Genomic DNA, 25960 nt, shown 5'->3' on the forward strand with positions numbered 1-25960 from the left:
CTTGGCCGCGCCGCAATTTCGCTGCGTTAGCTTCGAATTTGGCGTTTCTGCCTGATCAGCTCGGCGATGCGAACGGTTGTGCCCACGACCGATTGGCGCGCGTGATCTGCGCCGACGGAATCTGCCGTTGCCGCTGCTTCCGCGAACATCCGGCCGCCCACCGATACCACCGTCAAATGATCGGGCGAGGCCTCGCGGCTTTTCAGGATCGTCTGCCGCAAGGTCGCCAAAGTGTGGCTGCGCGAGAACGCATCCGACATGCCAATATCCAGTGCATCGGGCCGCTGCGATCCCAGCTGATTGGCCAGCGCCTCGTTGCTATCGGGAAATGCCATATCCACGTGCCAGCCCGCATCGGTGAACAGATCCGCCAGCATGGATGTGCCCAGCATGTGCGGCTCACCGGGTGCCGTGGCCAAAAGGATGCTGTACTTCGTCTCGCGAATGGCCTCCGGTGTCGGGCGATGGCGCACCGCATGACCGGCAAGCTGCAACATGCTCAGCCCCATGGTCAGATCCAGCTCTGTACAATCATCGGCAAGCCACGCATCGCCAAGCGCACGCGCCGTCGGCTCAAGCAATTGCCCCAGAATGACATCGCCATCCCAACCCTGTTCCGCGAGCGAGGCGATCAGCGTGTTGATGCCGATATCATCGCCGCCCAGCGCCAGATCGACGAGTACGGGGACTTTTGCAAACAGACCGCTATTCTCTGAAATGGCGCCGGGATTGCCCGATGCCGGATCGTTGCGGCTGTAAACCAGCAGATCCCAGTCGCTGAACAGCCGCGCCGGAACGATATGTTCGCTCAACATTTCGATGTCGCGATGCCGGCGATCCGCGCTGATCGAGGCCCATATTGTCTTCAGGCTTTCCGGCGGGCCTTCCAGCTTTTGGAAAAACTGCCCGTCTTGATAAATCATCATGCCGGTCACGCCGGCTTTGTGATTTCGCGCCCGCGCTTGTGTGGTCAAATCCTGAAGCTCGCGCGCGGAAAGATCCACGGCGGCTACGCTGCGATATGTCAAAGTGGCGATCCAGTTGGCCGGATCGGTTTCTGCCAGCTTCAATTCTAACGACATTCGATACCCCCAGAGTGCAGGCGGGATGTATCTGAGAACGATATATGCTTGCGTGCTTTACCCTTAAAAAGCCCGGCAAGCAGCCCCGCATTGCGCGGCGCATCTGCATCACCAGAACCATTCCAATGGTAGCAACTGCAAGATCTGCCCGCCATCTTGTGGCAGATCTTCGAGTCTCTCGTTTTATCCCACCGACATGTGTCAGGCAGCAGAGCAGAACTGTCAACATCCGTTTACACACGCATTTTGCGGCACACGGTAAGGCATCCGTGCCGCCGTCTATTCCGCTGCCTGATCCGCCGTCTGATCCAGCTCGCCGGTTTGCATGACACCAACTGCGCGAGCGGATGAAACGGCGGGCAGTCATCGCGGCATCGCCATCGCTTTTGCATCGACCAGCCCGGCCCGGCGCAGCGCGCACAAAAGCGCATTGTTATCAAGAACATGGCGCACCCGATGAAACCGGCCAGCGCGCATGACCACCTGAAATTTACCCGTTTCAATCCGCCAGTCGAGCGCATCAAGTGTGACTTTCCGCGAAGGCGCAAGCGCCGCCAAAGCCCGCATCCGCGCCGCATGAACCTGCGCAAAGCCTTCTGCTGTATCACGCCGCGCGAGCGCCATATCCCACACGGCGGCAAAACCTTCCGCACCCACGCGAGCCCGCAATCGGTAAGCACTTTCCCGCGACATAGAGATAGCCTTCGCCGCCGCGCTGACAGATCGGGTCTGCGCCAGATGGCCGATAAACTGCGCTTGGCGAAGCGGCGTCCAGCCATCAGACCGCGCGCGGGTTTGCACGGCATGGAACGGCGGGAGTTTAAGCGGGGGGGCGTAGTGCTTCATCCGCGATGTTAGGGCACGGATTGGGGTGTGTAGGAAAGAGCCTATGCCCCACCCGACTTCAGCTAGGATCGTACCGATCACCCGAATTCAAATACCAAGCAAACTTTTCGGGCGAAAGTTCGTCGGGCAGGTCGAAGTCCGGCCGCAGAACGAGGACACCTTCTCCAAAATCAAAAATCTCATCGGCTCGTTTTTCGCAGAGACTTACCTCCACCAACAACTGATCTCGCGCATCACCTTTAAGGTTTGAAGCTGTAACAACGGCCGTGAACTCGGCTTTCGGAACGGTCGAACTCAGTAACTCCGCTGAAATTTCTATTTCGTGGCGTTTTTCTTGTCGAAACGAGTTGCACGATAAAATGAGGTGTCCTCTAGGTCCTCGCTCATCCCAGTAAAAATCGAAGGGTTCCCGCCTCGGAGAAATAAGATCTTCAGGCCTTATGCCCGCATGCAAATGATGTGCGTAAGGCATCATTTGCGGGCGAGGTGCCGAAGCACCGCACATCATGACCCAAAATGGCTTGGAATGAAGAACTGTGTTTCCAGATCGGATTTCAAGCGAGAGGTTCTCAGCGGGCACTGAGCCAACATTTTTGACCGACACGATTATGCGTTTTTGACTGAACAGCCTCGATAGACCCTTGTGAATAAAAGGAAGTTCTTGCCGTAGTTGGTTCTCCCATTCCTTCAACCTTCCTGAGTGGCTGCTGTCATAATCGAAACCGCTAAGTTCAAAACCAGACCGAGAGCGCTGTCTTGGAGCTCCCAAGACAAGGTTCTGAATGAGTCTTTTGACTTCTTGTTCATTCGCTGGTGAAACACTGGTGCATTCCCACGGCGCTGGACTTTCACAGCTTATCTTCACCTCAAGCTGAGGTTGATCTTGCGACAAAAGGCGGTTGCGGGCCTCCAATTCAGTTATTTTTCGTTCATGCGGTGACGGCTCGATTTGACGCAGCCAGTGCTCCGGCAGCTTCTTGGCCGTAAGTCCGTGACACTGTGCAGCATCACGAGGTCGCATATCGTGACTTAACAAGACCAACCGGTCGGGGTCATCGACATTGGCGTTCAGAGCTTGAGCAACTATCCGATCATCAGGATCCTCGCGATCAAGATCATCAAGTTGGTCCCAGTCGGGTCTTTGGTTTGAAACGGTAGCTATGTCTACCTTTGGTTCGGCACATATTGTTGCGGGTATTCGGGTCTCAATGAAACTGTCGAGCAGACGATTGAATGAGCGAGCCCGCTTGCCAAGCCGCCCGTCATTTTTGCGCCTATCGATCTCCGTCTGAACCTGTCTGGTGACAAGTAAAAGGATTGAGCCATCAAAAATTTCCGACCAAGGCATCTGCTCGAGCGGCACGCCTTGCAAAACAACTTGTGCATCAATGACAACTACATTGTCATATTTGGATGTATCAATGGTCTGTCGCAATCTCTCACCCCCCAGCGTGATAAAAATCATAAACCTGCTGCGCGACCTTTTCGCTGACGCCCGGCGCGCGTTGCAGGTCTTCTAGCGACGCGGCTCTCACCTTGCTTGCCGTGCCGAAATGCAGCAGCAATGCGCGTTTCCGTGCGGGGCCGATGCCGGGAATTTCGTCCAGCGGGCTGGCGGTGATCGCTTTGCTGCGTTTGGCGCGGTGCGCGCCGATGGCATAGCGGTGCACTTCATCGCGCAGGTTTTGCAGGTGGAATAGCAGCTGCGAATTCGTCGGCAGCGTCTTCTCGCGGCCATCGGGGAAATGGAACACTTCGCGGCCCTCGCGCCCGTGATGCGGACCCTTGGCGATGCCGATCACCGGCACATCATCAATGCCCAATTCGCCCAGCACCGATTGCACGCTCGACATCTGGCCCTTGCCCCCGTCAATCAGGACAAGGTCAGGCCACACGCCTTCCCGCTCACGGTCGGGATCATCCTTCATCGCGCGGGTAAAGCGGCGCTCCATCACTTCGCGCATCATGCCGAAGTCGTCATCGGTCTGCGCGGTCTTGATGTTGAATTTGCGGTATTGCGATTTCTCGAAACCCTCTGGCCCGGCAACCACCATCGCGCCGACCGCTTTGGCGCCCTGTATGTGCGAATTGTCATACACCTCGACCCGCTCTGGCGGCGCATCAAGTTCGAGGAATTCCGCCATTTCGCGGCCGATTTTTGCCCGCGTGCCGCGTTCTGCCAGCCGCCGCTCCAGCGCCTCGACAGCGTTTCTGCTTGCCTGCTCCATCAACCGCCGCCGGTCGCCGCGCTGGGGTACGGACAGGACCACCTTCTTCTCTGCCACTTCGGATAATGCCGCTTCGATCAGGCCGCTTTCAGGCAGCGCGCGATCGACCAGAACGGTCGCTGGCGGCGGCACTTCTTCGTAAAATTGCAGCATCACGTTGGAGAGGACCTGATCCTCCTCCACGTCCTTTGTGTGGCTGGGGAAGAAAGCGCGGTGGCCCCAGTTTTGCCCGCCGCGTATAAAGAACGCCTGTACCGCGATGTGGCCGCCCTTTGCCGAAAGCGCGAATACATCTGCGTCCCCGACCCCGCTGGCGTTGATTGCCTGACTGCCCTGGATAAATGTCGCCGCGCGCAGCCGATCACGCAGGATCGCAGCGGTTTCAAAATCCAGATCCTGTGCGGCTTTGGCCATCTGCTTTTCAAGATCAGCCTGAACCTGCCCCGATTTGCCAGCGAGGAAATCCTTCGCCTGCTTCACCAGCTTTTCGTAATCATCCTCGCTGATGCGTCCCACGCACGGCGCGGAGCAGCGTTTGATTTGATAAAGCAGGCAGGGCCGGTCGCGATTGTTGAAAAAGCTGTCGGTGCAATTCCTCAGCAGGAACAGCTTTTGCAGCGCATTAAGCGTGGTGTTGACGCTGCCCGCGCTGGCAAACGGGCCGTAATAATTCCCCTTCGCCTTGCGCGCGCCGCGGTGTTTGTGGATGCGCGGGAAAGCATGATCGGCGCGCAGGAGGATAAACGGAAAGCTCTTGTCATCGCGCAGCAGCACGTTGAACGGCGGGCGAAACCGCTTGATCAATTGCGCCTCGAGCAGCAGCGCCTCGGCCTCGGAATTGGTGGTGATGATCTCCATGCTGCGGCACTGGCTGACCATGCGTTGCAGCCGCCCTGTCAGGCCGCTCACCTGCGTGTAATTCGCCACCCGCGCCTTTAGGGACCGCGCCTTGCCGACATACAGCACATCGCCGCGCGCATCGATCATGCGGTATACGCCGGGCACAGGTTTCAACGTCTTTACCGTATCGCGGATCGCCTCAACCCCCGCTTCAAGGTTCGGCTGAGCACGCGACACGGTGTAGGCCGCGCGCTCTTCATTAAAGCGCTCGGCCCCTCCGGGATTATGGGGTGTGCCAGCCGGGGTTTTAGCCATCGCCATCAAATAGGGCGCTCACGCACGAGATGGAAGCACCAGAGTTCAAACGCCCACAAAAGACGGCCAGAGGCGAAGATCAGACAAATCGAGCGGAATCGACCAAAAAATACAATACTGACGCACTCTATTGTCATTTAACGATCAAATCAGATGAACTGACAAATATAAAAATAATAACGGGTTGCCTAAAACTGATTAACAGGAGGCAATCGCATGAGTAATTCAGAACACCATGGTATGAAGCCATTAGAGGGGCTTTCGCCATATTGTCGCATGAGCCAATATGGCGAGAATGATGACGGCGACCGGGATGATCGTTTCGGCCGATTGTTTGGCGATCTTGCCCCCAATTACACGCGGCCCGACATTCTCATCGAAACCGGCAAGGCCGGCGGCAATATGGAAGACCCCGATGACAAGGGGCGGACCGACAGCGTACCTGTCGGCATGGTGTTTTTTGGTCAGTTCGTAGACCACGATATCACACTGGACGCGTCCACCACGTTCGACAGCGTGATCGACAATCCGGGCGAAATTGCGAATGTCCGCACGCCCACGCTGGATCTGGATTGCATATATGGGCTCGGGCCGGAGGCGCAGCCATACCTGTTTAATCAGGACCGTATTGGCAACAAGCCGGGGCCGTTTGCGGGCGTAAAGCTGTTGACCGGTGCAGATAATCCCGGTCAAGCGGGCCTTTACGAACATGATCTGTTCCGCGCGCCCGATCCCAACAACCGGGCGATCATCGGCGATCCGCGCAACGATGAAAACCGCATCATCAGCCAGATCCAACTGGCAATCATCCGGTTCCACAATCACGTGGCGCAAACGCTCTACGATGAAAGCATGGCCGATCCCGATGCCGAAACACTGGAAGGGCATGACCTGTACGAAGCGGCGCGGCGAACCACCACGTGGCATTATCAATGGGCCGTGGTGAACGATCTGCTTACCGATATGTGCGGCAAACCGGTGGTCGAGCGCATTCTTGGCTGCGGACGCGAATATTATTGCGGCCATGTTCCGTTGATCCCGGTGGAATTTTCAGTCGCGGCTTACCGGTTCGGCCATTCCATGATTCCGATGAAAATTCAGGTCCAGAAAAACGGCAACCGGTTTGAACTGTTCGGTACGAAACTTGGCCGCGGTTTCGGCCCTCTCACCGACCCTGATGCAGTCGTCGACTGGCACGAGCTTTTGTTCACGCCGGAAAACCGCACGGTAGAGCGCGCGCAAAAACTGGATACGCTGCTTGCGGGCGATCTGCTCGATCTGCCTTTTGTGGATGGCAATGCGGCGGAAAAATCGCTCGCCACTCGCAATCTGCTGCGCGGTAATGCTTTTCTTTTGCCCGCTGGCGAGAAGATCGCTGAATTGATGGGTATCGATCAGGCCGACATCAACAAAGTCGTCAAGAAAGCCAATGACATCAACAGCGATTTTGGTGACGAAGGCATACCGCTGTGGCTGTATCTGCTCGCCGAAGCCGAGGTGATTGGCCGCGCCGAAGTGGGCGGTGGAACCAAGAAAGGCGAAGGCTTGGGCCCGGTAGGCGCGACCATCGTGGCCGAGGTTCTCATCGGTCTTCTTGAACTGGACGATCATTCCTATCTCGGCGCGAACCGCAATTGGGCCCCGCGCGCCGAATGGAACACGCTTGGCAAACTTGTGACGGTGGCCCAGCCCTGAACGGCCTGCGTTGCAGTGAGCGGAGCGGAACACAGCCGGCCCCGGCGTGTTCTGCTCCGCTCTTTTTGTGGTTTCAGCAATTGGCATTCATCCGCTGCACGCCTATCGGATCGAAATGGCCGCTTCCCCAACATCCTATGACGCAATCATCCTTGGCGCAGGTGCAGCCGGCCTGATGGCCGCCGCGCGCGCAGGTCAAAAAGGCATGCGTGTCGCAGTGCTGGAAAAGGCCGATAAGCCAGGCAAGAAGATCCTGATCTCTGGCGGCGGGCGCTGCAATTTCACCAATGTAAATGCTGGTCCGGGCAATTTCCTGTCCGACAATCCGCATTTCGCCAAATCCGCCCTCGCCCGTTACACCGCGCAAAACTTCATCGATCTTGTGAATGCCCATGGCATCACCTGGCATGAAAAGACGCTGGGTCAGCTGTTCTGCGATGGCTCTGCGAAACAGATCGTGCAGATGCTGCTGGATGAATGTCCGGATGATAGAGTGGATGTCATTTGCGAGGCAGAGGTTACGGCTGTCGAACACGAGGATAACCGGTTCGCTGTGATGGCCAGCGGCCAGATATTCACGGCCCCAAAACTGGTGATAGCAACCGGCGGACCATCGATCCCGAAAATGGGTGCGAGCAGCTTTGCCTATGATCTCGCGCGCCAATTCGGGCTGAAAGTGGTCGAACCGCGCCCCGCGCTGGTGCCGCTGACGCTGGGCGGAGATGATGTGCTTTTCCGCGAACTATCGGGGGTGTCCGCTCCGGTTTCGGCGCGCGCTGGCAGTGGCAAAAAGAAAGCGGAATTCGCCGAAGCTGCGCTGTTCACGCATAAAGGGCTATCGGGACCCGCGATCCTGCAAATCTCGTCCTATTGGCGCCACGGCGAAGAGATCGGCATCACTTTCCTTCCCGAAGCGGACGCAGAATGGCTGATCGGTTTGAAAAAAGATTACCCGCGCGCCAACTTGCGAACCGTGCTGCGCCATCATCTGCCGGACCGGCTTGCCGATGCATTGGCCGACCGTATCGGCATCGAAACGGAATTCAGCAACGTGCCGGACAAAGCCTTGCGCCTCGCCGGTCAGCAATTGGCCGATTGGCGCTTTACTCCCAACGGGACAGAAGGCTTTGCCAAAGCAGAAGTAACCATCGGCGGCATTTCAACCGCTGAATTGTCATCACAAACCATGGAGGCCAAGAAAGTGCCCGGGCTCTATGCGATAGGCGAAGCAGTGGATGTCACCGGATGGCTCGGCGGGTATAATTTCCAATGGGCCTGGGCGAGCGGCGCGGCTGCGGCTGAGGCCATGTCAGACCCTGCGCGCGTGAAATAATGTTACACGGAAACGTTAAGAATCGTAACACTTACGCCCGCTAGGGTTGTAACAAGACTGAAACCCGCTTACCCCTCGGTCATAGAGCCAAAAGGCCAGGTCACCCTCGAGCTGCGTGAGCATACAAGATGCCGCGGCGGGGCACCAGGACAGCGGGAGAGAACCTTGCGTCAATTGCAGGGCATGGATTCATCGTTCGTAGCGTTGGAATCGCCAAATTCGCCGATGCATATCGGTAACTTGCTTATCTACAATCCGGCTACTGCGCCCGGCGGTTTTGTCAGATTCAAAGATATCCTGCAATTTTTCAGAGACCGGATGCAATTGTCCAAGACAATGCGCCAGCGTTTGGTCCGCGTCCCGCTGGATCTGGATTATCCATACTGGATCGAAGATCCTGATTTCGATCTGGAATATCATGTCCGGCACGTCGCGCTGCCCAAACCGGGCGATTGGCGGCAATTGTGTATCCAGACAGCGCGGATTCACGCCCGCCCGATGGACCTCACCCGTCCGCCATGGGAATTCACCGTTATCGAAGGGCTGGACAATGTCCGCGATTTTCCGCCCGGTTGCTTTGGATTTGTAACCAAAGTCCATCATTCGGCGATCGACGGGATGAGCGGGATTGATTTGATGGAGGCGCTTCACACCGTCACCCCTTCCACAGCGCCGCCGAACAAGCCCGATGACTGGAAACCGGAAAAGATCCCCGGACCGGCTGAATTGCTCGGCAAATCCTATATCAACGCGCTGCTCAATCCGCTTAAACAGGCGCAGGTTGCCGCGCAGGCTATCCCCGGTGTGGCCAGTGCAATCAAAGGTCTGGTGACCCGCGATTTTAAGTTGAGCACCGATCTTGTCCCGCCGCGCACGCGCTTTAACCGCTCGATCTCATCGCACCGCGTGGTGGAAGGGCGCAGTTTCTCGCTGACCGATTTGAAATCAATCCGCGCGCTGTTGCCCGAGGCGAAAGTGAACGATGTGGCATTGTCGATTATCGGCGGTGCGCTGAACAAATATCTTACCGCGAAAGACGATCTGCCTAAATCGACCATGACGGCGATGGCGCCCATTTCGGTCCGTTCGGACAATGAAAAAGGCGATATGGGCAATCAGGTCGCAGCTATGATTGCACCGCTGGGCACGCATATCGTCGATCCGAAAGAACGGCTTGATTATGTGTTTGCCCAGACAAGCAATTCCAAAGCCATGACCAACGCGCTGGGCGCTCGCACCATGACAGAGGTCAGCAAGGTCAACCCGCTGCTTTATATGGCGCTGGGTTCGCAATTGTTCAGCCGCGTCAGCCTGGCCCACCGCGTCGCGATGCCATTCAACACCGTTGTGACGAATGTACCGGGCCCGCCGATCCACATTTATTCCGCCGGTGCGCGGATGGAAAGTATGGCGCTTTCCCTGATCTGTCTGACGGATGGTCTGGGCCTTGCCCATATTGTCCAAAGCTATGTCGACGAAGCGATTATCAGTTTCACGGCGTGCCGGGATATCATGCCCGACCCGGAATTTTATTCGCAGTGTCTGCAAGATAGCTTTGATGATATGCTGGCCGCAGCGCGAGCTGTCGAAGGCAAACCCGCATCCAAGACGCAGGCTTCAAAAGCCCGGCCAGATAAATCCGCGCCCGCTAAAACGCCTGCTCCGAAAACCACGGCGCGCAAAGCGCCCGCCAAAAGAGCAGCCTCAACCAAAACTTCGACCGCCCGAAAAACACCATCAAAAGCAGCGGCGAAGCGCAAACCTACAACTACAATTGGTCGCAAGTCGAAGGAGACGAAATAATGGCAAGCATGGCCCCCAGTCCGCATGCCGGTGGACTTGAACTGCCCGCAGCAGTTCCGCCCAACCGGTTCTGGACTCTCGCCGAAGGCCGCGCCTTCTTTGAACTCGGCGCATTTTATGCGACCGCACCTTTATTGATGACATTGCCAAAGGGCGATGGTCATCCGGTTATGGCGTTGCCCGGCTTCATGGCGACCGACAGTTCGACCGTGCCGATGCGCAGACTGCTCAAACGCTTGAATTATGATGCGCATGGCTGGGAAGCTGGCCGCAATATTCGGGTAAATGAAGAGCTCTTGTCGCGGCTTGAGCATCAGCTTAACCGCCATTTCAAAGATACGGGCCGCAAGGTTTCGCTGATCGGTTGGAGCCTTGGCGGCGTGCTGGCACGCGAATTGGCCAAACTTCACCCTGAAAAAGTGCGCCAGGTCATCAGTCTGGGCAGCCCGATTTCCGATGATCGCAATCACACCAACGCAGCGCGCCTGTTCAAGCTGTTTAACGGCGATGAGCCCGAAAAATTGCGCGGCGGCCAGTTCGAGGGGCTCGATATCGCTCCGCCTGTTCCGACAACATCGATCTGGACCAAAACCGATGGCGTGGTCCATTGGCGCGGCAGTGTCCAACATGCTCATAAGGGACATGAGACGCAGCCGTTTGAAAACATCGAAGTTTATGCCAGCCATTGCGGGCTTGGCGTGAACCCGAGCGTGATGATCGCTCTGGCGGATCGACTGGCTCAGAAAGAGGGCGATTGGGCTCCATTCGAAGCCAAAATCCATCAACGCCTTCTGTTTCCAAAGGTCCGCCTCGACCTTCCCTGAGCGGTCATCGCGATTACGCCAAACAAATAAAGGGCCGCAGCTTTTCCCAAGAGAAGCTGCGGCCTTGTTGTGTTTGGGCCCCGTTTTATCAGGAACGTATGACGATCAGGCTTAGAACAGTTTTCTGATATCAATCCCGATGAAACGGCCAGTCGGGTCAATCAGGAACTGCTGATAATTGATCGGCGTATTCCCGCTTTCATCGGTAACATCACGGCGCGCGTCGAAAATGTTATCAGCGCGCAGGCTGATCCGCAGATTTTTAAGAACGCCTTCGTTCTTGCCGATCAGCTCCCCGACATTGGAGAACAGGCGCAGGTCAAACCGCAGCAAATCTTCAAAGAAGATATCGCTGCTGCCCGGCAGACCCGAACCGTTCAGCCGTGTTTCACCGGTGTAAATGCCCGAAAGCCGCATCCCAATGCCCGAGCCGAAGACGCCAGCTTCAAGCCGGGTGCTGTTGCGCGGGAAGCCGAATGCCCCTGTGGCGTCGCCGTCGAGCTGATCCAGCGGGGCAAGGCCCGGAGCAATGATAATCTCATTTTCCAGCTCAAGAGTGTGATTGAGCGAGACAAAGTAACGGAAGCCAGAAAATGAGCGCTGGGCGAGCGGGTTGAAACCACCGGGAGGGCCGCCGCGGGCCTGCCCGCCGCCGCTTTGCCCGCCGCTTTGGGCAGCTTGGCTCTGACCGCCTTGACCACCGGCTTCGGCTGAACAGAAACGCTCACGCAAAGACGCGATGCGTTCATCGCTGATATTGCCATTTTCATCGCGCAGCCGGCCCAGCATCATACCGGCCATGCTGGGATCAAAACCGGGCAATTCATCCGATACGTCTTCGCCCGCCTCGATCCGGGCGATTAGCGCGCGAATACGCGCGGCGCCATCATCGGCGCAGGCGATTGCCCGGAATGCGGCAAACCCTTGCGGGCGTTCGCCATCAGGCGCGTCACCGGGAGGTCCGCCAAAGCTGGCCGGGTCAACGCTGCAAATTTGTTCTCTGACAGCGGCGAGCCGTTCTTGATCAACGTCCCCGTTATCATCGCGAACCCGCGAAAGCAGCCGTTCGAAACGCTGGGCATCAAAGCCTGGGATAACGGTGGAGAGGTCCTCTCCATTCTCGCTCGCTTCGACCAGACGGATGAGAACATCCAATCCGTCATCTGCGCAAATACGGGTGCGGAATTGCATGAATGCGGCGCGCTGGTCGGCGCTTGGCGCACCGCTTTCTGGTCTGCCTGCTCCCTCGCCTTGAGGCCGCCCTTGAGCCTCTCCGCCGCCATTCGCATCAGAGCCGCCGCTTTGCGGCCTGCCGCCACCGGGCGGGCCTCCTCCGGGCCGTCCGCCGCGACTGCTACCGCCAATGCTGCCTCTGGTCGACAAACCGAATTGCAGACGATCTGCCCGCGTTTCGGCAAAGGTAACCGCGCGGTTATCCACCGCCAGCAACCGGCCACCGGCATCGCGTGTGACACGGCCCGGAAAAGCAGCTTCGATCTCAGGCGAAATTACGGGAAAACCGCTGGTTACATCGTCTGACCGGTTGCGGACATACTCGACTGTAAAACGGGTATTTTCCCAGAACGGCAATTCCCAGTTCGCGGCAAATTTCCAGTCGCGCTGGGTCTCTGCCAGCAGATCGGGATTACCGCCGGTTGTCACATTGGCGAGCACAGTTTCGCCATTGGTAAAATCAAACACCGGCGCGTTGAATGTCGTGACTTCGGGATCGCCCAGTGCCGACAAAGACGGCGCGACCTCGCGCTGGATATATGTTGCGGACAGATTGAGCGTATCGGTCGGCTCCCATGTCAGACCAATCGTGTAATCGCCCAAGGTTCCGAAATCGGACAGGTGATCCAAGCCGATTTGCGCGTTGAGTGAGAAGCTGCCCAGCGCATCGGCAAAGCCCGTGCGGCGGCTGGTGATCGGAATGACCAGATTGACGCCGGTTGATAGTTCGCCGCGCGTCAGATCCGCGGATTGAAGTGTGCGGCTGTCAGAGGATTGCAGATTGGTCCAGTTGTACCCGACATCGAAGGTCGCAAGCAGCTCTCCGGCTGGCAGATCGGCCAAGGGGCCGCGTAGCGTATTCAGCGTGCTTGCACTGATATTGCGGCTGTCGGCAACCTCGAAACCCGGTGCAACGCTGCTGGGCAAAGCACCATCAAGGGCAAACGTGCCAGCCAAAGCATCTGCTTCGAAGGTGGTGGTATCAAACCTGCGATCAATCTCGCGCGTTGTTTCGGCGATACTGGCATCAAACGTGGTCGTCAGACGAAATGCATTAACCGGCTTTGTGATCGAGCCCGAGCTTGAAATCGTATCGACCGCAACGCGCTGTTCCAGAGGCGTGTCCGCGCCAAAAGTGCGCACCGCGCTGTTGCCGGAATCATCAGTTAGCAGAACCGTGTTGAGACCCTGCAAAGTGCGGCGGTCGGACCGGTCATAATTGATATTCGCGCTAACCGATGTGCCGCTGTCGATGAAGGCTTTCGCCCAGCTGATATTACCCTCTAGCGAGCGGCTGTCCGCAATCAGGCTGCGAAAGGCCGCCTGATCGGGATCGCCAGCGATATCGGAAATCGAAGACGGCGTCTGAATGATATCGCGCTCATCCTCGGTCAGCAGCGATGTATCGCTAGCTTCAAGGTTTACGTTGATACGCGCACCATTGGCGATTTGCAGGAAACCAAGCTGTTGTTCGCGCACATTATAACCGCCGCGTGATGGGCCTTCGAATTCGAATTCCACTTCGGCGTTGCGGTAATCGTCTTTCAGGATAAGATTGATGACCCTGCGATCAGGCGGAAAGCCAAATCGCTGTGCTGTTTCTTCTGGGAAAACCTCTACGCGGGCAAGCGATTCGGGCGGGTAATTGGCAAATTCGCGGAATGACCCGACGCGGATACCATTGATCAGAATGACGGGGCGGCCGCCGCCGCCGCGGCCGCGGGCAGAGCCTGTCTGATTGCTGATCTGGGTGATCAATTCGGAAATCGAAGTCACGCCTTCGGCAGCGATATCTTCCTCTCCGAGCTCAAGAAGCGGGGCTTGCTCCACATTTAGCTGTCCGCGCAGCCGGCCAGCACTGACAACGATTTCCCCGACACCAACACCCTGCTCATCGCGGGGATCCTGGGCGGTTTGGTCGGATTGCGATTGCTGCGTTGCCGCTGCCTCGGCTGCGTTCTCGTTCGCGACATTATCAGCGTATGCGACACCGGGCACAGCCAACAGGCCGATCCACGTGGTTGCTGCACACACACCGGAGCGCAGTTTTGCGCGAGAGGAGAGATAGGGGATCATGATTGACCTTTGATAGGGACGCGTTGTTCAAACAAGCGGCTGAATTGTATCGAATTGCATTGCGGAGCTTGGTATGGCCTATCAACTTGCCGCGGCGCGGCGGGTTCCGCTCTGGACGATCAAATGTCGCAGAAGGCTTTCCTTTTGCTGCAGTCATCGTTAAACGGCGCGCCATGATCGACAGACGCCATCTTTTTTGGTGTCTCAATGTAAAGGAAATACATGGCCAAGGAAGAACTCCTCGAAATGCGCGGGCGCGTCGTCGAGCTGCTGCCCAATGCGATGTTCCGGGTAGAGCTTGAAAACGGCCATGAAGTGCTCGGCCACACAGCAGGCAAAATGCGGAAAAACCGCATCCGTGTGCTGGTGGGCGATGAAGTGCTGTGCGAACTCACGCCATATGATTTGACCAAGGCGCGCATCACCTATCGCTTTATGCCCGGTCGCGGCGGCCCCGGTCAGGGCCCCGGCCCCGCATAATTGCACGGCGCGCTGATGAGCGCCCTTCACCTGACTCTGGCTTCGGCGAGCCCAAGACGGCGCGATTTGCTCGCACGGCTTGGAATTGTGCCGGATGCAATCGCGCCAGCAGATATCGACGAGACACCCCGCGATGGAGAGCGGCCGCGCGACTATGCGCTGCGCATGGGTGAGGAAAAAGCGGCGGCTCTTGATGCGCCCGGCTTTGTCCTGGCCGGTGACACAGTGGTCGCGGCAGGGCGGCGAATCCTGCCCAAAACCGAGGATGCGATCGAAGCGCGGCGCTGTCTCGAATTGCTTTCAGGGCGGCGGCACACCGTGCTTTCCAGCGTGGTTCTTCGTCTGCCGGATGGTTCGCTTAAATCGCGCCTCAGCGAAAATGTGGTGCGATTCAAATCACTCAGCCGCGATGAAATTGACGCCTATCTTGCCGGCGATGAATGGCGCGGCAAAGCGGGCGGATACGCTATTCAGGGGCGTGCCGAGGCGCTGATCCAATGGATGCGCGGCAGCCATTCCAGCGTTATGGGCCTGCCGCTTTACGAAACCCGCGCTCTGCTCAAATCCGCAGGGTTTCCCATTGGCTGAATGGCTGATCGAAGAAGGCATCGGCGAACACCGCGCTTTGCTGGTCGAAAACGACGAGGTTTGCGCGGCAAAGGTTTACTGGCCGGGCGAACTCTATGCCGGAATGGTCGCTTCAGCGCATCTGACCTCCAAAAACGCAGGGGCACGCCGGGGCACGGCGCACTTGCACGGCGGTACAGCTGTGCTGGTCGATCAGCTTCCCCGTGATGTGACAGAAGGGGCGCAAATCACGCTCCGCATTGTTCGCGCGCCAATTGCCGAACGCGGCCGGCTAAAACTTGCTCAAGCCCGGTTTTGCACAGATGACGCGCCCGTTTCCGCGGCGCCTCTTCCGCAGGGCAAAACAGTCCGCCGGTTTCCGGCTGGTTTATGGGAAGAAGTCTGGCCCAGCGCAGCGGCAGGTGCATTGGAGTTCGAGGGGGGATCGCTTCTGGTTTCGCCCACCCCCGCTATGACACTGATCGACATCGATTGCAGTGACATCAAAAACGGCAATCCCGGCGCAATCCCCGCCATCGCCAAAGCGTTGAGATGGTTCGATATTGGCGGGAATATCGGCGTGGATTTTCCAACGATCACCGAAAAATCCGAGCGCAAGAGGATCGATGCGCTTCTGGATAAGCACCTTTCCGATTGGCCGCATGAACGCACCGCCATGAACGGGTTTGGCTTTGTCCAGCTGGTCGCACGGCTTGAAGGCCCTTCATTGCTCCAACGTTTTGCCACGTCACGCACGGCAATGTGCGCGCGAATGGCGCTGCGCCGCGCAGAACAGGCCGAGGGTCACGGCGTAATTCTGATGACCGTGCACCCTGCTCTTAAATCCGAATTAAAACCCGAATGGCTGGATGAATTGGCGCGCCGTACCGGCAAACAGGTGCGGATTGAAACAAGTCCGTCCCTTGCACTTGAAGCGGCGCAGGCCCAAATAATCGGATCATGAGCACGAAGCCGCAAAAACCCTGCCCGATCTGTAAAAAGCCGCGCAGCGAGGAACACACACCGTTTTGTTCGACCCGGTGCAAGGACCGCGATCTCGCGAAGTGGTTTGGCGATGGCTATGCTGTGCCCGCGCGTCCGGCATCTCCCGAAGAAATCGCCAGCGCCGATTGGGATGCACAGGACTAAACCTCTTTAGACAGATAATGGCCATTTCCTCTTGCCAAGCGCGCGAGGGTTCGCCATAGGCCCGCACTCATTTGCTCGCCGGTCTGGCTGATTCAGACATGACCGTCGCCGCAGCGAGTGCCCGGGTAGCTCAGGGGTAGAGCAGCGGATTGAAAATCCGCGTGTCGGTGGTTCGATTCCGCCCCCGGGCACCACGCTTTGCGGTTTGCAACAGAGCTGGGAGGCTCCGCATATGTCCCGTCGTCGCCAGATTTACGAAGGCAAGGCTAAAATCCTCTACGAGGGTCCAGAGCCAGGCACGATCATCCAGTATTTCAAAGATGATGCGACGGCTTTCAACGCCGAGAAAAAAGGCACGATCAACGGCAAGGGTGTGATCAACAATCGCATCAGCGAGCATGTGTTCAGCCGCCTGTCTCACATCGGCATACCAACCCATTTCATTCGCCGCCTCAACATGCGCGAACAGCTTGTCCGTCAGGTGGAAATCATCCCGATCGAAGTCGTGCTGCGCAATGTTGCCGCCGGTTCGATCTGCAAACGGCTTGGTCTTGAAGAAGGTGAACCGCTACCGCACACCCTGATCGAATATTATTACAAGGATGATGCGCTGGGCGATCCTTTGATCGCTGAAGAGCACATCGCCTGTTTCCAATGGGCCACGCATGAGGAAATGCACGACATCTCCTCGATGGCGATCCGCATCAATGATTTCATGTGCGGCATGTTTGCAGCGATTGATATCCGTCTGGTCGATTTCAAACTGGAGTTTGGCCGGCTTTACGATGGCGATTACAGCCGCGTCATTCTGGCAGATGAAATCAGCCCGGATGGCTGCCGCCTGTGGGACATGAAAACGGGCGAGAAACTGGACAAGGACCGTTTCCGCCGCGATCTCGGCGGCGAGGAAGAGGCATATCGCGAGGTCGCGCGCCGGCTTGGCTTGCTTCAGGATGAAGACAGCAACCCCGGCGAGGTGCTTGATCTATCAAGCCACCGCACGCGTCTTCGCGGAACTCCGCCCGCACCCAAGAAGTAAAGCTGACAGACAGAATTCTTGCGTTACAGTGCGCCTGAACAGATTATTCAGGGCCCGCCTTTAACTTATGATGCTATTTCCCCGCGCGCTTGGCTGCGCTCTGCTTGTTGCGTTTCCCGCTGTGGCTGTATTCCAGCCTGTCGCCGCGCAGGATCTGGCAAGCGATGAGCTGGCAACTGATGATCCCCTCTGGGCCTTCGAAACCAGCGATGTAGAGGTCGATCCGGGCTACACCTTTGGCCGGCTCGGCAATGGAATGCGCTATATCCTGCGGCAAAATGGCACGCCCGAAGGCACTGCTCTGGTCCGTATGCGGATCGATTCAGGGTCGCTGGATGAAGCGGAAAACGAACGCGGCCTTTCGCATTTCCTCGAACATATGGCGTTTAACGGGTCGCGAAACATTCCCGAAGGCGAAATGATCAAACTGCTGGAACGTGAAGGGTTGGCCTTTGGCGCCGATACCAATGCGTCCACGGGTTTGGAAGCAATCACCTACAAGCTCAACCTGCCGCGCAACGATGAAGCATTGCTGGACACGGCATTGATGCTGATGCGTGAAACCGCAAGCGAGCTTACAATTGCTCAGGACGCAGTGGAGCGCGAACGCGGCGTCGTGCTGGCTGAACGGCGCGACCGCGCCGGATTTGCCGAGCGGGCGCGGGAGGACAATTTTGCGTTTTCAGCCCCCGAAGCGCGCTTTGCGCAGCGATTGCCAATCGGGACAATCGAAGTTCTCGAAACCGCCAGCGCCGATCAGATGCGCGCGCTTTATGAACGCACATACACCCCGGCCAACACCGTTCTGGTGATCGTCGGAGATTTTCCGGTCGAAGTGATGGAAGCCGCCGTTCGCGCCAAATTCTCCGACTGGAAGGCTGGCGGCGCGCCGGTTGAGCCGCTGACCGGCCCGGTTGACGTGACCCGCGAGGGTTTAACCGACATTTATGTCGACCCGGCGCTGTCGGAAAGCGTGCAAATCTTTCGGCTGAGCCCATGGAAGCATGAGCCCGACACACTCGCCAATCGCCAGACCCAGCTGATCCGCGCGATTGGCTATGCTATCATCAACCGGCGTCTGGCGCGGTTGGCCAGACAAGCAGACGCTCCCTATCGCGGAGCAAGCTATTCCACCGGCGATATTTTTGAGGATGCACGCAGCACGTCGGTCGGCGTCAGCACTGTAGACGGTGAATGGCGCGCAGGGATGCTTGCCGCCATACGTATCGTCAATGAAGCGCTGACCTATGGCTTCACCGCCGCCGAAGTGGACGAACAGATCAAACGACAGCGCACGGCGGCGGAAAATGCAGTCTCCGGTTTCAGCACCTATTCCAACAGCTATTTCGCAGGCAGCGCGCTCAGCCTCGTGGCCAATGACAGGGTCCCTGCAACACCCGACTATATTCTCGCGCAATTTGAAGCCATCGCCTCTGACATCACGCCGGAGGCAGTCCACCAGGCTGTGCTGGATCACGCCGCGCCGCTTACCAACCCGCTGATCCGGTTTAGCGGCCGCACCGCGCCCGGCGGAGGGGAAGAGGCACTGCGCAGCGCCTTTACCGAAGCCATGTCGCTGCCGATTGCGGCACCTCAGGATACCGGTATCCTCGAATTCGCCTATGGCGATTTTGGCGAAGCAGGCGAGGTCGTGGCAGATCAAACCGACGATGCGCTGGGCATTCGCAAGTTGATTTTTGCCAATGGTGTCAGGCTTAATCTGAAAAAAACCGACATTCGCGAAGATCGCATCCGTGTTTCGGTGCGGATTGATGGCGGCAATCTGCTGCGGACCCGCGATGATCCCTTGCGCGTCTATCTGGCCGACTCCTTGATCGCTGGCGGGCTTGGCGCGCATTCTGTCGATGAGCTGCAGACTGTTCTTGCCGGGCGGAGCGTTTCCTATGGCTTTGGCAGCGGCGCGGATGGGTTCACGATGGGCGGGACCACCACAGCCCGCGATCTTGATCTGCAAATGCAGGTATTTGCAGCGATCCTTACCGATCCGGGGTACCGCGCAGAGGGCGTCGAGCGCTTTCGCAAAGGGATCGACAATTTCTTTGAAACGCTGCGTTCAACACCGGGGCGCGCGTACAGCACGGCTATTGGCGCGCGGCTATCGGATGGCGATCCGCGTTTCTCGCTGCAATCCAAAGAGGACTACCTCGCGCTTGATTTCCCAAACCTGCAAAGCGCAATCGCTGACCGATTGCGAAACGGGGCGGTAGAAATCGCAATGGTAGGCGATCTGGATGAAGCTGCCGCAATTGCTGCGGTCGCATCAACGATCGCGGCTCTCCCGCCGCGTGAGGCGGATTTCCAACCGCGTTCCGAGGCGCGAAAACGCACATTCACGCAAGATCGCGGCCTCACGGCGATTGAACATGAAGGCGAGGCAGATCAGGCAGTCGTGCGGATGATCTGGCCGACGACGGATGACACAGATTTTGCCGAAAGCCTCCGCCTTGCGCTGTTGGCGCGCGTGGTGAGATTAGAACTGACCGACCGTCTGCGCGAGGATCTGGGCCAGGCCTACTCACCGTCTGCAGGCAGCTCTACCAGCCGGATTTACGATGATTACGGCACATTCTCCATCGCTGCATCGGTCGATGTGGATGAAGTGAACGCGGCGCGCAAAGCGGTGCTCAATCTGATCGAAGACCTACGCAGTGATCCAATCGATCAGGACGTGATCGAACGCGCGCGTAAGCCGATCCTGGAATCCTATGCCAATGCGTTAAAAGGTCTGGGCGGCTGGATGAGCCTAGCTGCGCGTGCGCAAAGTGAACCGGACCGGCTCAAACGCTGGTTTGCTGCCCCTGATCTGCTCAACGCAATCACACCGGAAGATATTCAGGCAGAAGCGCTGCAATATCTTGATCCGGCCGCGGCGGTGGAGGTGCATGTTCTTCCCGGCGAAGCGGCAAAAGACGCCGGCACACCAAGCTCAGCTGCGGGCTGATCCCAGCAGGTTCAACCCAAGGTGAGCCTGTTCGCGAGAGTGGGCAAGGCGCGGCAAGCGATTGCGCCTTCCTCCATCCTCGTTATAGGCTGCTTCGCAGTATCGCAGCACCAATCAGGAATCGCCCATGAAAGTCCGCATCCTTGTCCGTCTCAAGCCCGGCGTACTCGATCCTCAGGGCCGCGCCGTCCATCATTCGCTCGAAGGGCTCGGCTTTGATGGCGTAGAGGATGTTCGCATTGGCCGGATGATCGAAATGGATGTGGCCGATAATACAAGCGACGAAACGCTCAACACGATGTGCGAAAAATTGCTCGCCAATTTGGTCATCGAAGATTTCGCGATTGAAAAACTCGAAGGCGAGAAGGAAACCGCCTGATGGCTTTCAAAGCTGGCGTCATCACGTTCCCCGGATCAAATTGCGACCGCGATATGGCGGTGGCTATCGAAGCGGCTCTGGGGAAACCCGCGATCCGCATCTGGCACGGGGATGCTGATCTGCCCGAGGGGCTCGACTTTATCGCCCTTCCCGGCGGCTTTTCTTACGGAGACTATCTGCGATCCGGCGCGATGGCGGCGAAAAGCCCAATCATGCGCGCGGTCGTGAATGCGGCGCAGCGCGGCGTTCCGGTGCTCGGCGTGTGCAACGGGTTTCAGGTGCTCACCGAAAGCGGCCTTTTGCCAGGCGCTCTGATGCGCAATGCGGGGCAAACCTTCGTCTGCCGCACAGTTGCGTTGACAGTGGAGAACACCGCGTCACCATTCACCCAAGGCTATAACCAGGGGGAAACCATTCGAATTCCCGTGGCGCATCACGATGGCAATTATTTCGCCGACACTGCGACGTTGGATGCTCTCGAAAACGAAGGCCGCGTGGCATTTCGGTATAATGAGCCGGTCAACGGATCACAGCGCGATATTGCCGGTATTCTTAGCGAGAATGGCCGGGTTCTTGGCATGATGCCGCATCCCGAACGCGCCATTTCTCCCGCGTCCCACCCGTCTTTGGGCGGTGATGATGGAAAGCGATTGTTTGAAGGCGTAATCACAGCACTAGCGAGCGCCTGACCCCGTTCGCGTTAATCCGCTGCCTCACCCCGCTTTTCACCCTGCTTTCAATTGGCGCGTATGCCGTTTGAACAGGCGGCGGGCGTCTTCTTTGACCATCGGACGGCCAAAGTAGAACCCTTGAATTTTATCGCAGCCAAGATTGCGGATAAGCTCCGCTTCTTCCGGCGTTTCCACACCTTCGGCCGTCGTCGTCATATCGAGGCTTTTGGCCATTGCGACCACGGCATTGATAATGGCGAGACTTTCGTTGCTCTTCTGCGCCGCACCCTGAACAAAGCTGCGGTCAACCTTGATCGTCGAGAAACGCAGCGTCCGCAGGTAGCCTAGCGATGAATAGCCGGTGCCAAAATCATCAAGCGCCACAGAACAACCCAGCGCCATAATCTGCTCCAGCGAATTTCGCGCAGTCGTGGCGTCACGGACAAAGATGCTCTCTGTCACTTCGACTTCCAGCCGTTCAGGCCGCAGTCCGCTGGTCGCCAGAGCCTCAATCACTTCCTCATGGAAATGCGGCTCAAGCAATTGCTCGGGCGATACGTTGACATTGACTTTCACGTGTTCGGGCCATGCGCGCGCCTCCATGCAGGCTTGCTGCAAAACCCATCTGCCGATCGGGACAATAAGACGGGTGTCTTCTGCGAGCGGGATGAATTTGCCCGGACTGACAAAGCCGTGCTCCGGGCTGTTCCAACGCACGAGCGCTTCAAAACTGACGATTTTTTCGCTGCGTGCATCGACCACGGGCTGATAATGCAGCACGAATTCGTCGCTAAGTATGGCCTGGCGCAAAGACGCCTCGAGACGGCGGCGTTCTTCGGCAGAGGCATGCAGCGCAGGTTCAAAGCGGCAATGCGCGCCGCCGCCTGTGTCTTTCGCCCGGTAAAGGGCAAGATCGGCATTTCGCATCAATTCTTCGACCGTATCCCCGTCACGCGGCCCATATGCCGATCCGACACTGGCTCCGACATACAGCGTATGCTGATCAACCTCGTAAGGTTCGGACAAGGTTGCAATGACCTTTCGCGCGATATCTTCGATTCTGTCGCTATTGCTGGCATCACGGATGACGATTGCGAATTCATCTCCGCCCAAACGGCCACACATCTGGTCTTTGCCAAGAATCGACTGAAGCCGGGAAGAAACCTGCGCGAGCAATTTGTCACCGGTCATATGACCCAGCGAATCATTCACCGCCTTGAAGCGATCGAGATCGACCATCATCAATGCGCAGCGCGTGCGCCATTGCGCGGCATAACTTAACGCATCGCCAAGCGCTTCGTGCAGTTGCAGACGGTTCGGAAGCGAGGTGAGCGTATCGTAGCGCGCCAGATAAGCGATCTTCTCGCTGGATTCGCGTTGTTCGGTAACGTCAGAGCCAACGCCGCGGAACCCGACGAAACGGTCACGATCATCGCGCATCGGCGTGCCTGAAAGCTCCCACCAGCGCTCGTCGCCGTTAATGGTCACATGAACCAGAAGGTTCGAAAAATTCTCGCGATGTTTCAGACGTCCAGCCAATTCGCGCAGGCTTGGGGCGTAATCGCTAGGTTTGCAGTTCTTGCTTGAGATCAGCTCCATCAACGGTTTGCCTTCGGCTTCCTCTTGCCGGTAACCGAGGGCAAAAGCGAAGCGCGGGCTGATAGAACGCAATTTCCGGTTGGTGTCGATTTCCCAAAGCCAATCCGCTTCGTTCTCTTCGAACTCTCTCAGCAGCAACGAGACAACTTCTTCTTTCTCGGCAAGATTGCATTCGGCGAGCCTCGCTTTGAGGAAAGTCCGACAGACAGTGATCGTGCCGAGCAAAGCTGTGACCGTGAAAAAGCCGCTGCACACCGCGAGAAACCACATTTCGAAGATTATGAGATGTGTCGCAGTCGCCAACCCGACCAAGGCCGTAAGCGAGGCGACCGCAGCCGGAGCGGCGGAATAGAAAGTTATCGAGCCAAGCGTCAGCATGGCAAGAATAAGTAGGAGAGCAGCCAAATCCCCAGCGGAGCCAAGCGGCGCAAAAAACAGGATCGGAACAGACCATAACATGCCCGACACGACCGAATTTATCGTTTGCTGGAAAAATTCAGTGGGTTGCAGAGCCCGTCGATCGGTGTTCGCGAGCGATCGGTCAAACCTTGTCCCGCGGAAATTGATCAGCGCGAGCGCGGCGACCCAACCAACAAGCCATACGAGACTGATATGCTCAAAATACAGCTGCGCCACAAGGACCGCCATAACCGCATGAGCATAGACCCGGTGAAAGGTTTGTCCGGCAAGAGCAGAGAACTGCAATCCGCGAAGACGCACCCACTCGGCATCGCCCTGATTCCTCAGACCGAGCACAGCGGATGCGGACAGGTTGGGCTGCGCCACCTGTGAAGAGGAAGAATTGGGGTCACTCACAATCAAGCGAGTTAAGTGTAAAAGGTTATAGCCCGGTAAAACTTTAGGCAGCTAAGTCGCTTTTTTTCAAAAAAGTTTTGCGTTTTTCAGATCACTCAACAGTCACCGATTTCGCAAGATTTCGTGGTTGATCCACATCTGTGCCCTTCACCACCGCGACATGATAGGCCAGTAGCTGCACAGGAATGGCATAGACTAGCGGCGCGATCAGCGGGTGAACCACTGGCATTTCGATCGTTGCGATGCACCCTTCTCCAGCGCTGGAGATACCTTCTGCGTCTGAAATGAGCACAACTTGGCCGCCGCGCGCCCGGACCTCTTCCATATTCGACACTGTTTTTTCGAACAGCGGACCCGACGGCGCAATTACCACCACCGGAACCTCATCATCGATCAAGGCGATGGGGCCGTGCTTCATCTCTCCGCTGGCATAACCTTCGGCATGGATATAGCTGATTTCTTTGAGTTTTAGCGCCCCTTCGAGCGCGAGCGGGTAATCCTGACCACGCCCGAGATACAAAACATCGCGGGCCGGGGCGACCAATGGCGCCATCGCGGCAATATCGTCATCATGCTTTAGCGCATCATTAAGCGCGGCCGGCGCTTCGAGCAGGTGCCGCACGATCTCCATCTCTTCCTCGCGAGAGACCAGACCCTTTACCACCGCCATATTCGCCGCGAGAGCTGCCAGAACCGCCAGCTGACAGGTAAAAGCCTTGGTTGAGGCCACCCCGATTTCCGGGCCCGCATGCGTTGGCAACAGCAAATCCGCTTCGCGGGCCATCGTGCTGGTCGGGACGTTTACAACGACACCGATGATCTGCCCGTTTTCCTTGCAATGGCGCAGCGCCGCCAAAGTATCCGCCGTTTCCCCGCTCTGGGAGATAAACAACGCCAAGCCTCCATCCTCCAATACCGGATTGCGATACCTGAATTCGGAGGCGACATCGATATCGACTGGCACACGCGCGAATTGCTCAAACCAATATTTGGCGACCATTCCGGCGTAATAGGACGTGCCGCAAGCAACGATAGTGAGCCGTTTGACCGAAGAGAGATCAAAATCAAACTGCGGCAGCGCGACTGAATTGTTGTCACGGCGCAGATAAGACGAAAGCGTTTGCGCAACCACGGTCGGCTGCTCGAAAATCTCTTTCTGCATGAAGTGGCGATAATTGCCCTTCTCAACCGCCGCCGCCGAAGCGCCCGAGGCTTGAATTTCGCGGGTAACCTCATTGTTGTCGGCGTCAAAAATCTGCGCGCCTGAATGGCCAAGAACGACCCAGTCGCCTTCTTCGAGATAGGCAATACGCTGAGTCAGAGGCGCCAGCGCCAGTGCGTCAGACCCCAGATACATTTCCGCATCATCGCCTTCGGGGCCGTATCCCACGACAAGCGGCGACCCGAGGCGCGCACCGATCAACAGATCGGGGTATTCACGAAATGCAATCGCAAGGGCAAAGGCACCGCGCAATCGCGGCAAAACAGCCTTTACCGCAGCAACAGGGTCCGCCCCCGCCTCGATCTGGTCCGAAATCAGATGCGCCACGACTTCGCTATCGGTTTCGCTTTCGAAAATACGCCCTTTGGCGGCCAGCTCGGCGCGCAATTCCTTAAAATTCTCAATGATGCCGTTATGGACAATCGCGACTTCTTCTGTCGCATGCGGATGCGCATTTTCGGCTGTGGGCGCGCCGTGCGTGGCCCAACGTGTATGGGCAATCCCGATACTTCCCGGAGCGTCACTTTCACGCAGCACATTTACCAGATTGGCAAGCTTGCCCTTCGCCCGCCGGCGGACCAATTGGCCGTCATGCAGGGTGCAAATGCCCGAACTGTCATATCCGCGATATTCCATTCGTTTCAGCCCATCGACCAAACGATCCGCCACCGCTTCGCTGCCTACAATTCCGATAATGCCGCACATGCTTGAACAAATCTCCTATTGGCCGGTGGCCGTTATGATTGCTGCCCCTTTAAGCATGTCTGGTGAACAGAGACTTGAGACAAGTCAAAAATTTTT

Annotated in this window: 19 protein-coding genes and 1 tRNA gene; 13 read left to right on the forward strand and 7 right to left on the reverse strand. The window is 57.4% G+C overall.

What is annotated here, in order from left to right:
- Positions 1–26: 26 nt before the first annotated feature.
- From FGU71_RS00990 to uvrC, 4 genes are all read right to left on the reverse strand, one after another.
- Entirely contained in the window at positions 27–1082 is a 1056-nt protein-coding gene (locus tag FGU71_RS00990) for a BLUF domain-containing protein (RefSeq protein ID WP_142786843.1), read from the reverse strand.
- A gap of 363 nt (positions 1083–1445) precedes the next feature.
- Positions 1446–1928, reverse strand: a complete 483-nt coding sequence (locus FGU71_RS00995) for a hypothetical protein (protein WP_142786844.1) — start codon at positions 1926–1928, stop codon at positions 1446–1448.
- 58 nt (positions 1929–1986) lie between these two features.
- A complete protein-coding gene (locus FGU71_RS01000; protein WP_142786845.1) occupies positions 1987–3393 on the reverse strand; it encodes a PIN domain-containing protein in 1407 nt (468 codons plus the stop codon).
- Complete coding sequence (gene uvrC / locus FGU71_RS01005; RefSeq protein WP_142786846.1) at positions 3368–5311, reverse strand: excinuclease ABC subunit UvrC; 1944 nt, start codon at positions 5309–5311, stop codon at positions 3368–3370. Before uvrC ends, FGU71_RS01000 begins: the two co-directional genes overlap by 26 nt.
- Before the next feature lie 216 nt (positions 5312–5527).
- Here uvrC and FGU71_RS01010 point away from each other — a divergent pair, with 216 nt between their 5' ends.
- The 4 genes from FGU71_RS01010 to FGU71_RS01025 all read left to right on the forward strand — a co-directional run bounded on the left by FGU71_RS01010 (position 5528) and on the right by FGU71_RS01025 (position 10966).
- Positions 5528–7006: a peroxidase family protein gene (locus FGU71_RS01010; protein ID WP_234035581.1), complete on the forward strand. Its 1479-nt coding sequence runs from the start codon at positions 5528–5530 to the stop codon at positions 7004–7006.
- A 115-nt stretch (positions 7007–7121) separates the two neighbouring features.
- Entirely contained in the window at positions 7122–8339 is a 1218-nt protein-coding gene (locus FGU71_RS01015) for a BaiN/RdsA family NAD(P)/FAD-dependent oxidoreductase (RefSeq protein ID WP_142786847.1), read from the forward strand.
- A 183-nt stretch (positions 8340–8522) separates the two neighbouring features.
- The gene (locus FGU71_RS01020; RefSeq protein ID WP_142786848.1) at positions 8523–10142 is read left to right on the forward strand and encodes a WS/DGAT/MGAT family O-acyltransferase; all 1620 of its coding nucleotides are present in this window, start codon (positions 8523–8525) and stop codon (positions 10140–10142) included.
- Positions 10142–10966 (forward strand): alpha/beta fold hydrolase, encoded by an 825-nt coding sequence (locus FGU71_RS01025; protein WP_142786849.1) that lies wholly within the window; start codon positions 10142–10144, stop codon positions 10964–10966. The genes FGU71_RS01020 and FGU71_RS01025 overlap by 1 nt, the downstream gene beginning before the upstream one ends.
- A 111-nt stretch (positions 10967–11077) precedes the next feature.
- Here the strand turns inward: FGU71_RS01025 and FGU71_RS01030 are convergent, their stop codons facing one another.
- Entirely contained in the window at positions 11078–14275 is a 3198-nt protein-coding gene (locus tag FGU71_RS01030) for a TonB-dependent receptor (protein ID WP_142786850.1), read from the reverse strand.
- A 222-nt stretch (positions 14276–14497) separates the two neighbouring features.
- On the opposite strand from FGU71_RS01030, the gene infA reads away from it, so the two are divergent.
- The 9 genes from infA to purQ all read left to right on the forward strand — a co-directional run bounded on the left by infA (position 14498) and on the right by purQ (position 21540).
- Positions 14498–14755, forward strand: coding sequence for a translation initiation factor IF-1 (gene infA / locus FGU71_RS01035; RefSeq protein WP_108786584.1), 258 nt, complete (start codon positions 14498–14500; stop codon positions 14753–14755).
- Positions 14756–14770: 15 nt separating this feature from the next.
- On the forward strand, positions 14771–15343 hold the full coding sequence (locus FGU71_RS01040) for a Maf family protein (RefSeq protein ID WP_142786851.1): 573 nt from the start codon (positions 14771–14773) through the stop codon (positions 15341–15343).
- Positions 15336–16286, forward strand: coding sequence for a ribonuclease E/G (locus tag FGU71_RS01045; protein ID WP_142786852.1), 951 nt, complete (start codon positions 15336–15338; stop codon positions 16284–16286). Before FGU71_RS01040 ends, FGU71_RS01045 begins: the two co-directional genes overlap by 8 nt.
- The gene (yacG, locus tag FGU71_RS01050; protein ID WP_142786853.1) at positions 16283–16471 is read left to right on the forward strand and encodes a DNA gyrase inhibitor YacG; all 189 of its coding nucleotides are present in this window, start codon (positions 16283–16285) and stop codon (positions 16469–16471) included. Before FGU71_RS01045 ends, yacG begins: the two co-directional genes overlap by 4 nt.
- A gap of 119 nt (positions 16472–16590) precedes the next feature.
- A tRNA-Phe gene (locus FGU71_RS01055) sits at positions 16591–16665 on the forward strand.
- Between the two features lie 38 nt (positions 16666–16703).
- The gene (purC, locus tag FGU71_RS01060) at positions 16704–17510 is read left to right on the forward strand and encodes a phosphoribosylaminoimidazolesuccinocarboxamide synthase (protein ID WP_142786854.1); all 807 of its coding nucleotides are present in this window, start codon (positions 16704–16706) and stop codon (positions 17508–17510) included.
- 67 nt (positions 17511–17577) lie between these two features.
- The gene (locus FGU71_RS01065; RefSeq protein WP_234035582.1) at positions 17578–20472 is read left to right on the forward strand and encodes a M16 family metallopeptidase; all 2895 of its coding nucleotides are present in this window, start codon (positions 17578–17580) and stop codon (positions 20470–20472) included.
- Between the two features lie 127 nt (positions 20473–20599).
- The gene (gene purS / locus FGU71_RS01070; protein ID WP_142786855.1) at positions 20600–20851 is read left to right on the forward strand and encodes a phosphoribosylformylglycinamidine synthase subunit PurS; all 252 of its coding nucleotides are present in this window, start codon (positions 20600–20602) and stop codon (positions 20849–20851) included.
- Positions 20851–21540, forward strand: a complete 690-nt coding sequence (gene purQ, locus FGU71_RS01075) for a phosphoribosylformylglycinamidine synthase subunit PurQ (RefSeq protein WP_142786856.1) — start codon at positions 20851–20853, stop codon at positions 21538–21540. Before purS ends, purQ begins: the two co-directional genes overlap by 1 nt.
- A 36-nt stretch (positions 21541–21576) precedes the next feature.
- On the opposite strand, the gene FGU71_RS01080 is transcribed toward purQ, so the two are convergent.
- Together FGU71_RS01080 and glmS are read right to left on the reverse strand one after the other, a co-directional pair.
- A complete protein-coding gene (locus tag FGU71_RS01080; RefSeq protein WP_234035583.1) occupies positions 21577–23907 on the reverse strand; it encodes a putative bifunctional diguanylate cyclase/phosphodiesterase in 2331 nt (776 codons plus the stop codon).
- Positions 23908–24028: 121 nt separating this feature from the next.
- A complete protein-coding gene (gene glmS, locus FGU71_RS01085; protein ID WP_142786858.1) occupies positions 24029–25864 on the reverse strand; it encodes a glutamine--fructose-6-phosphate transaminase (isomerizing) in 1836 nt (611 codons plus the stop codon).
- Positions 25865–25960: the final 96 nt, after the last annotated feature.

Source organism: Erythrobacter insulae, from assembly GCF_007004095.1.
Classification (GTDB): domain Bacteria; phylum Pseudomonadota; class Alphaproteobacteria; order Sphingomonadales; family Sphingomonadaceae; genus Erythrobacter; species Erythrobacter insulae.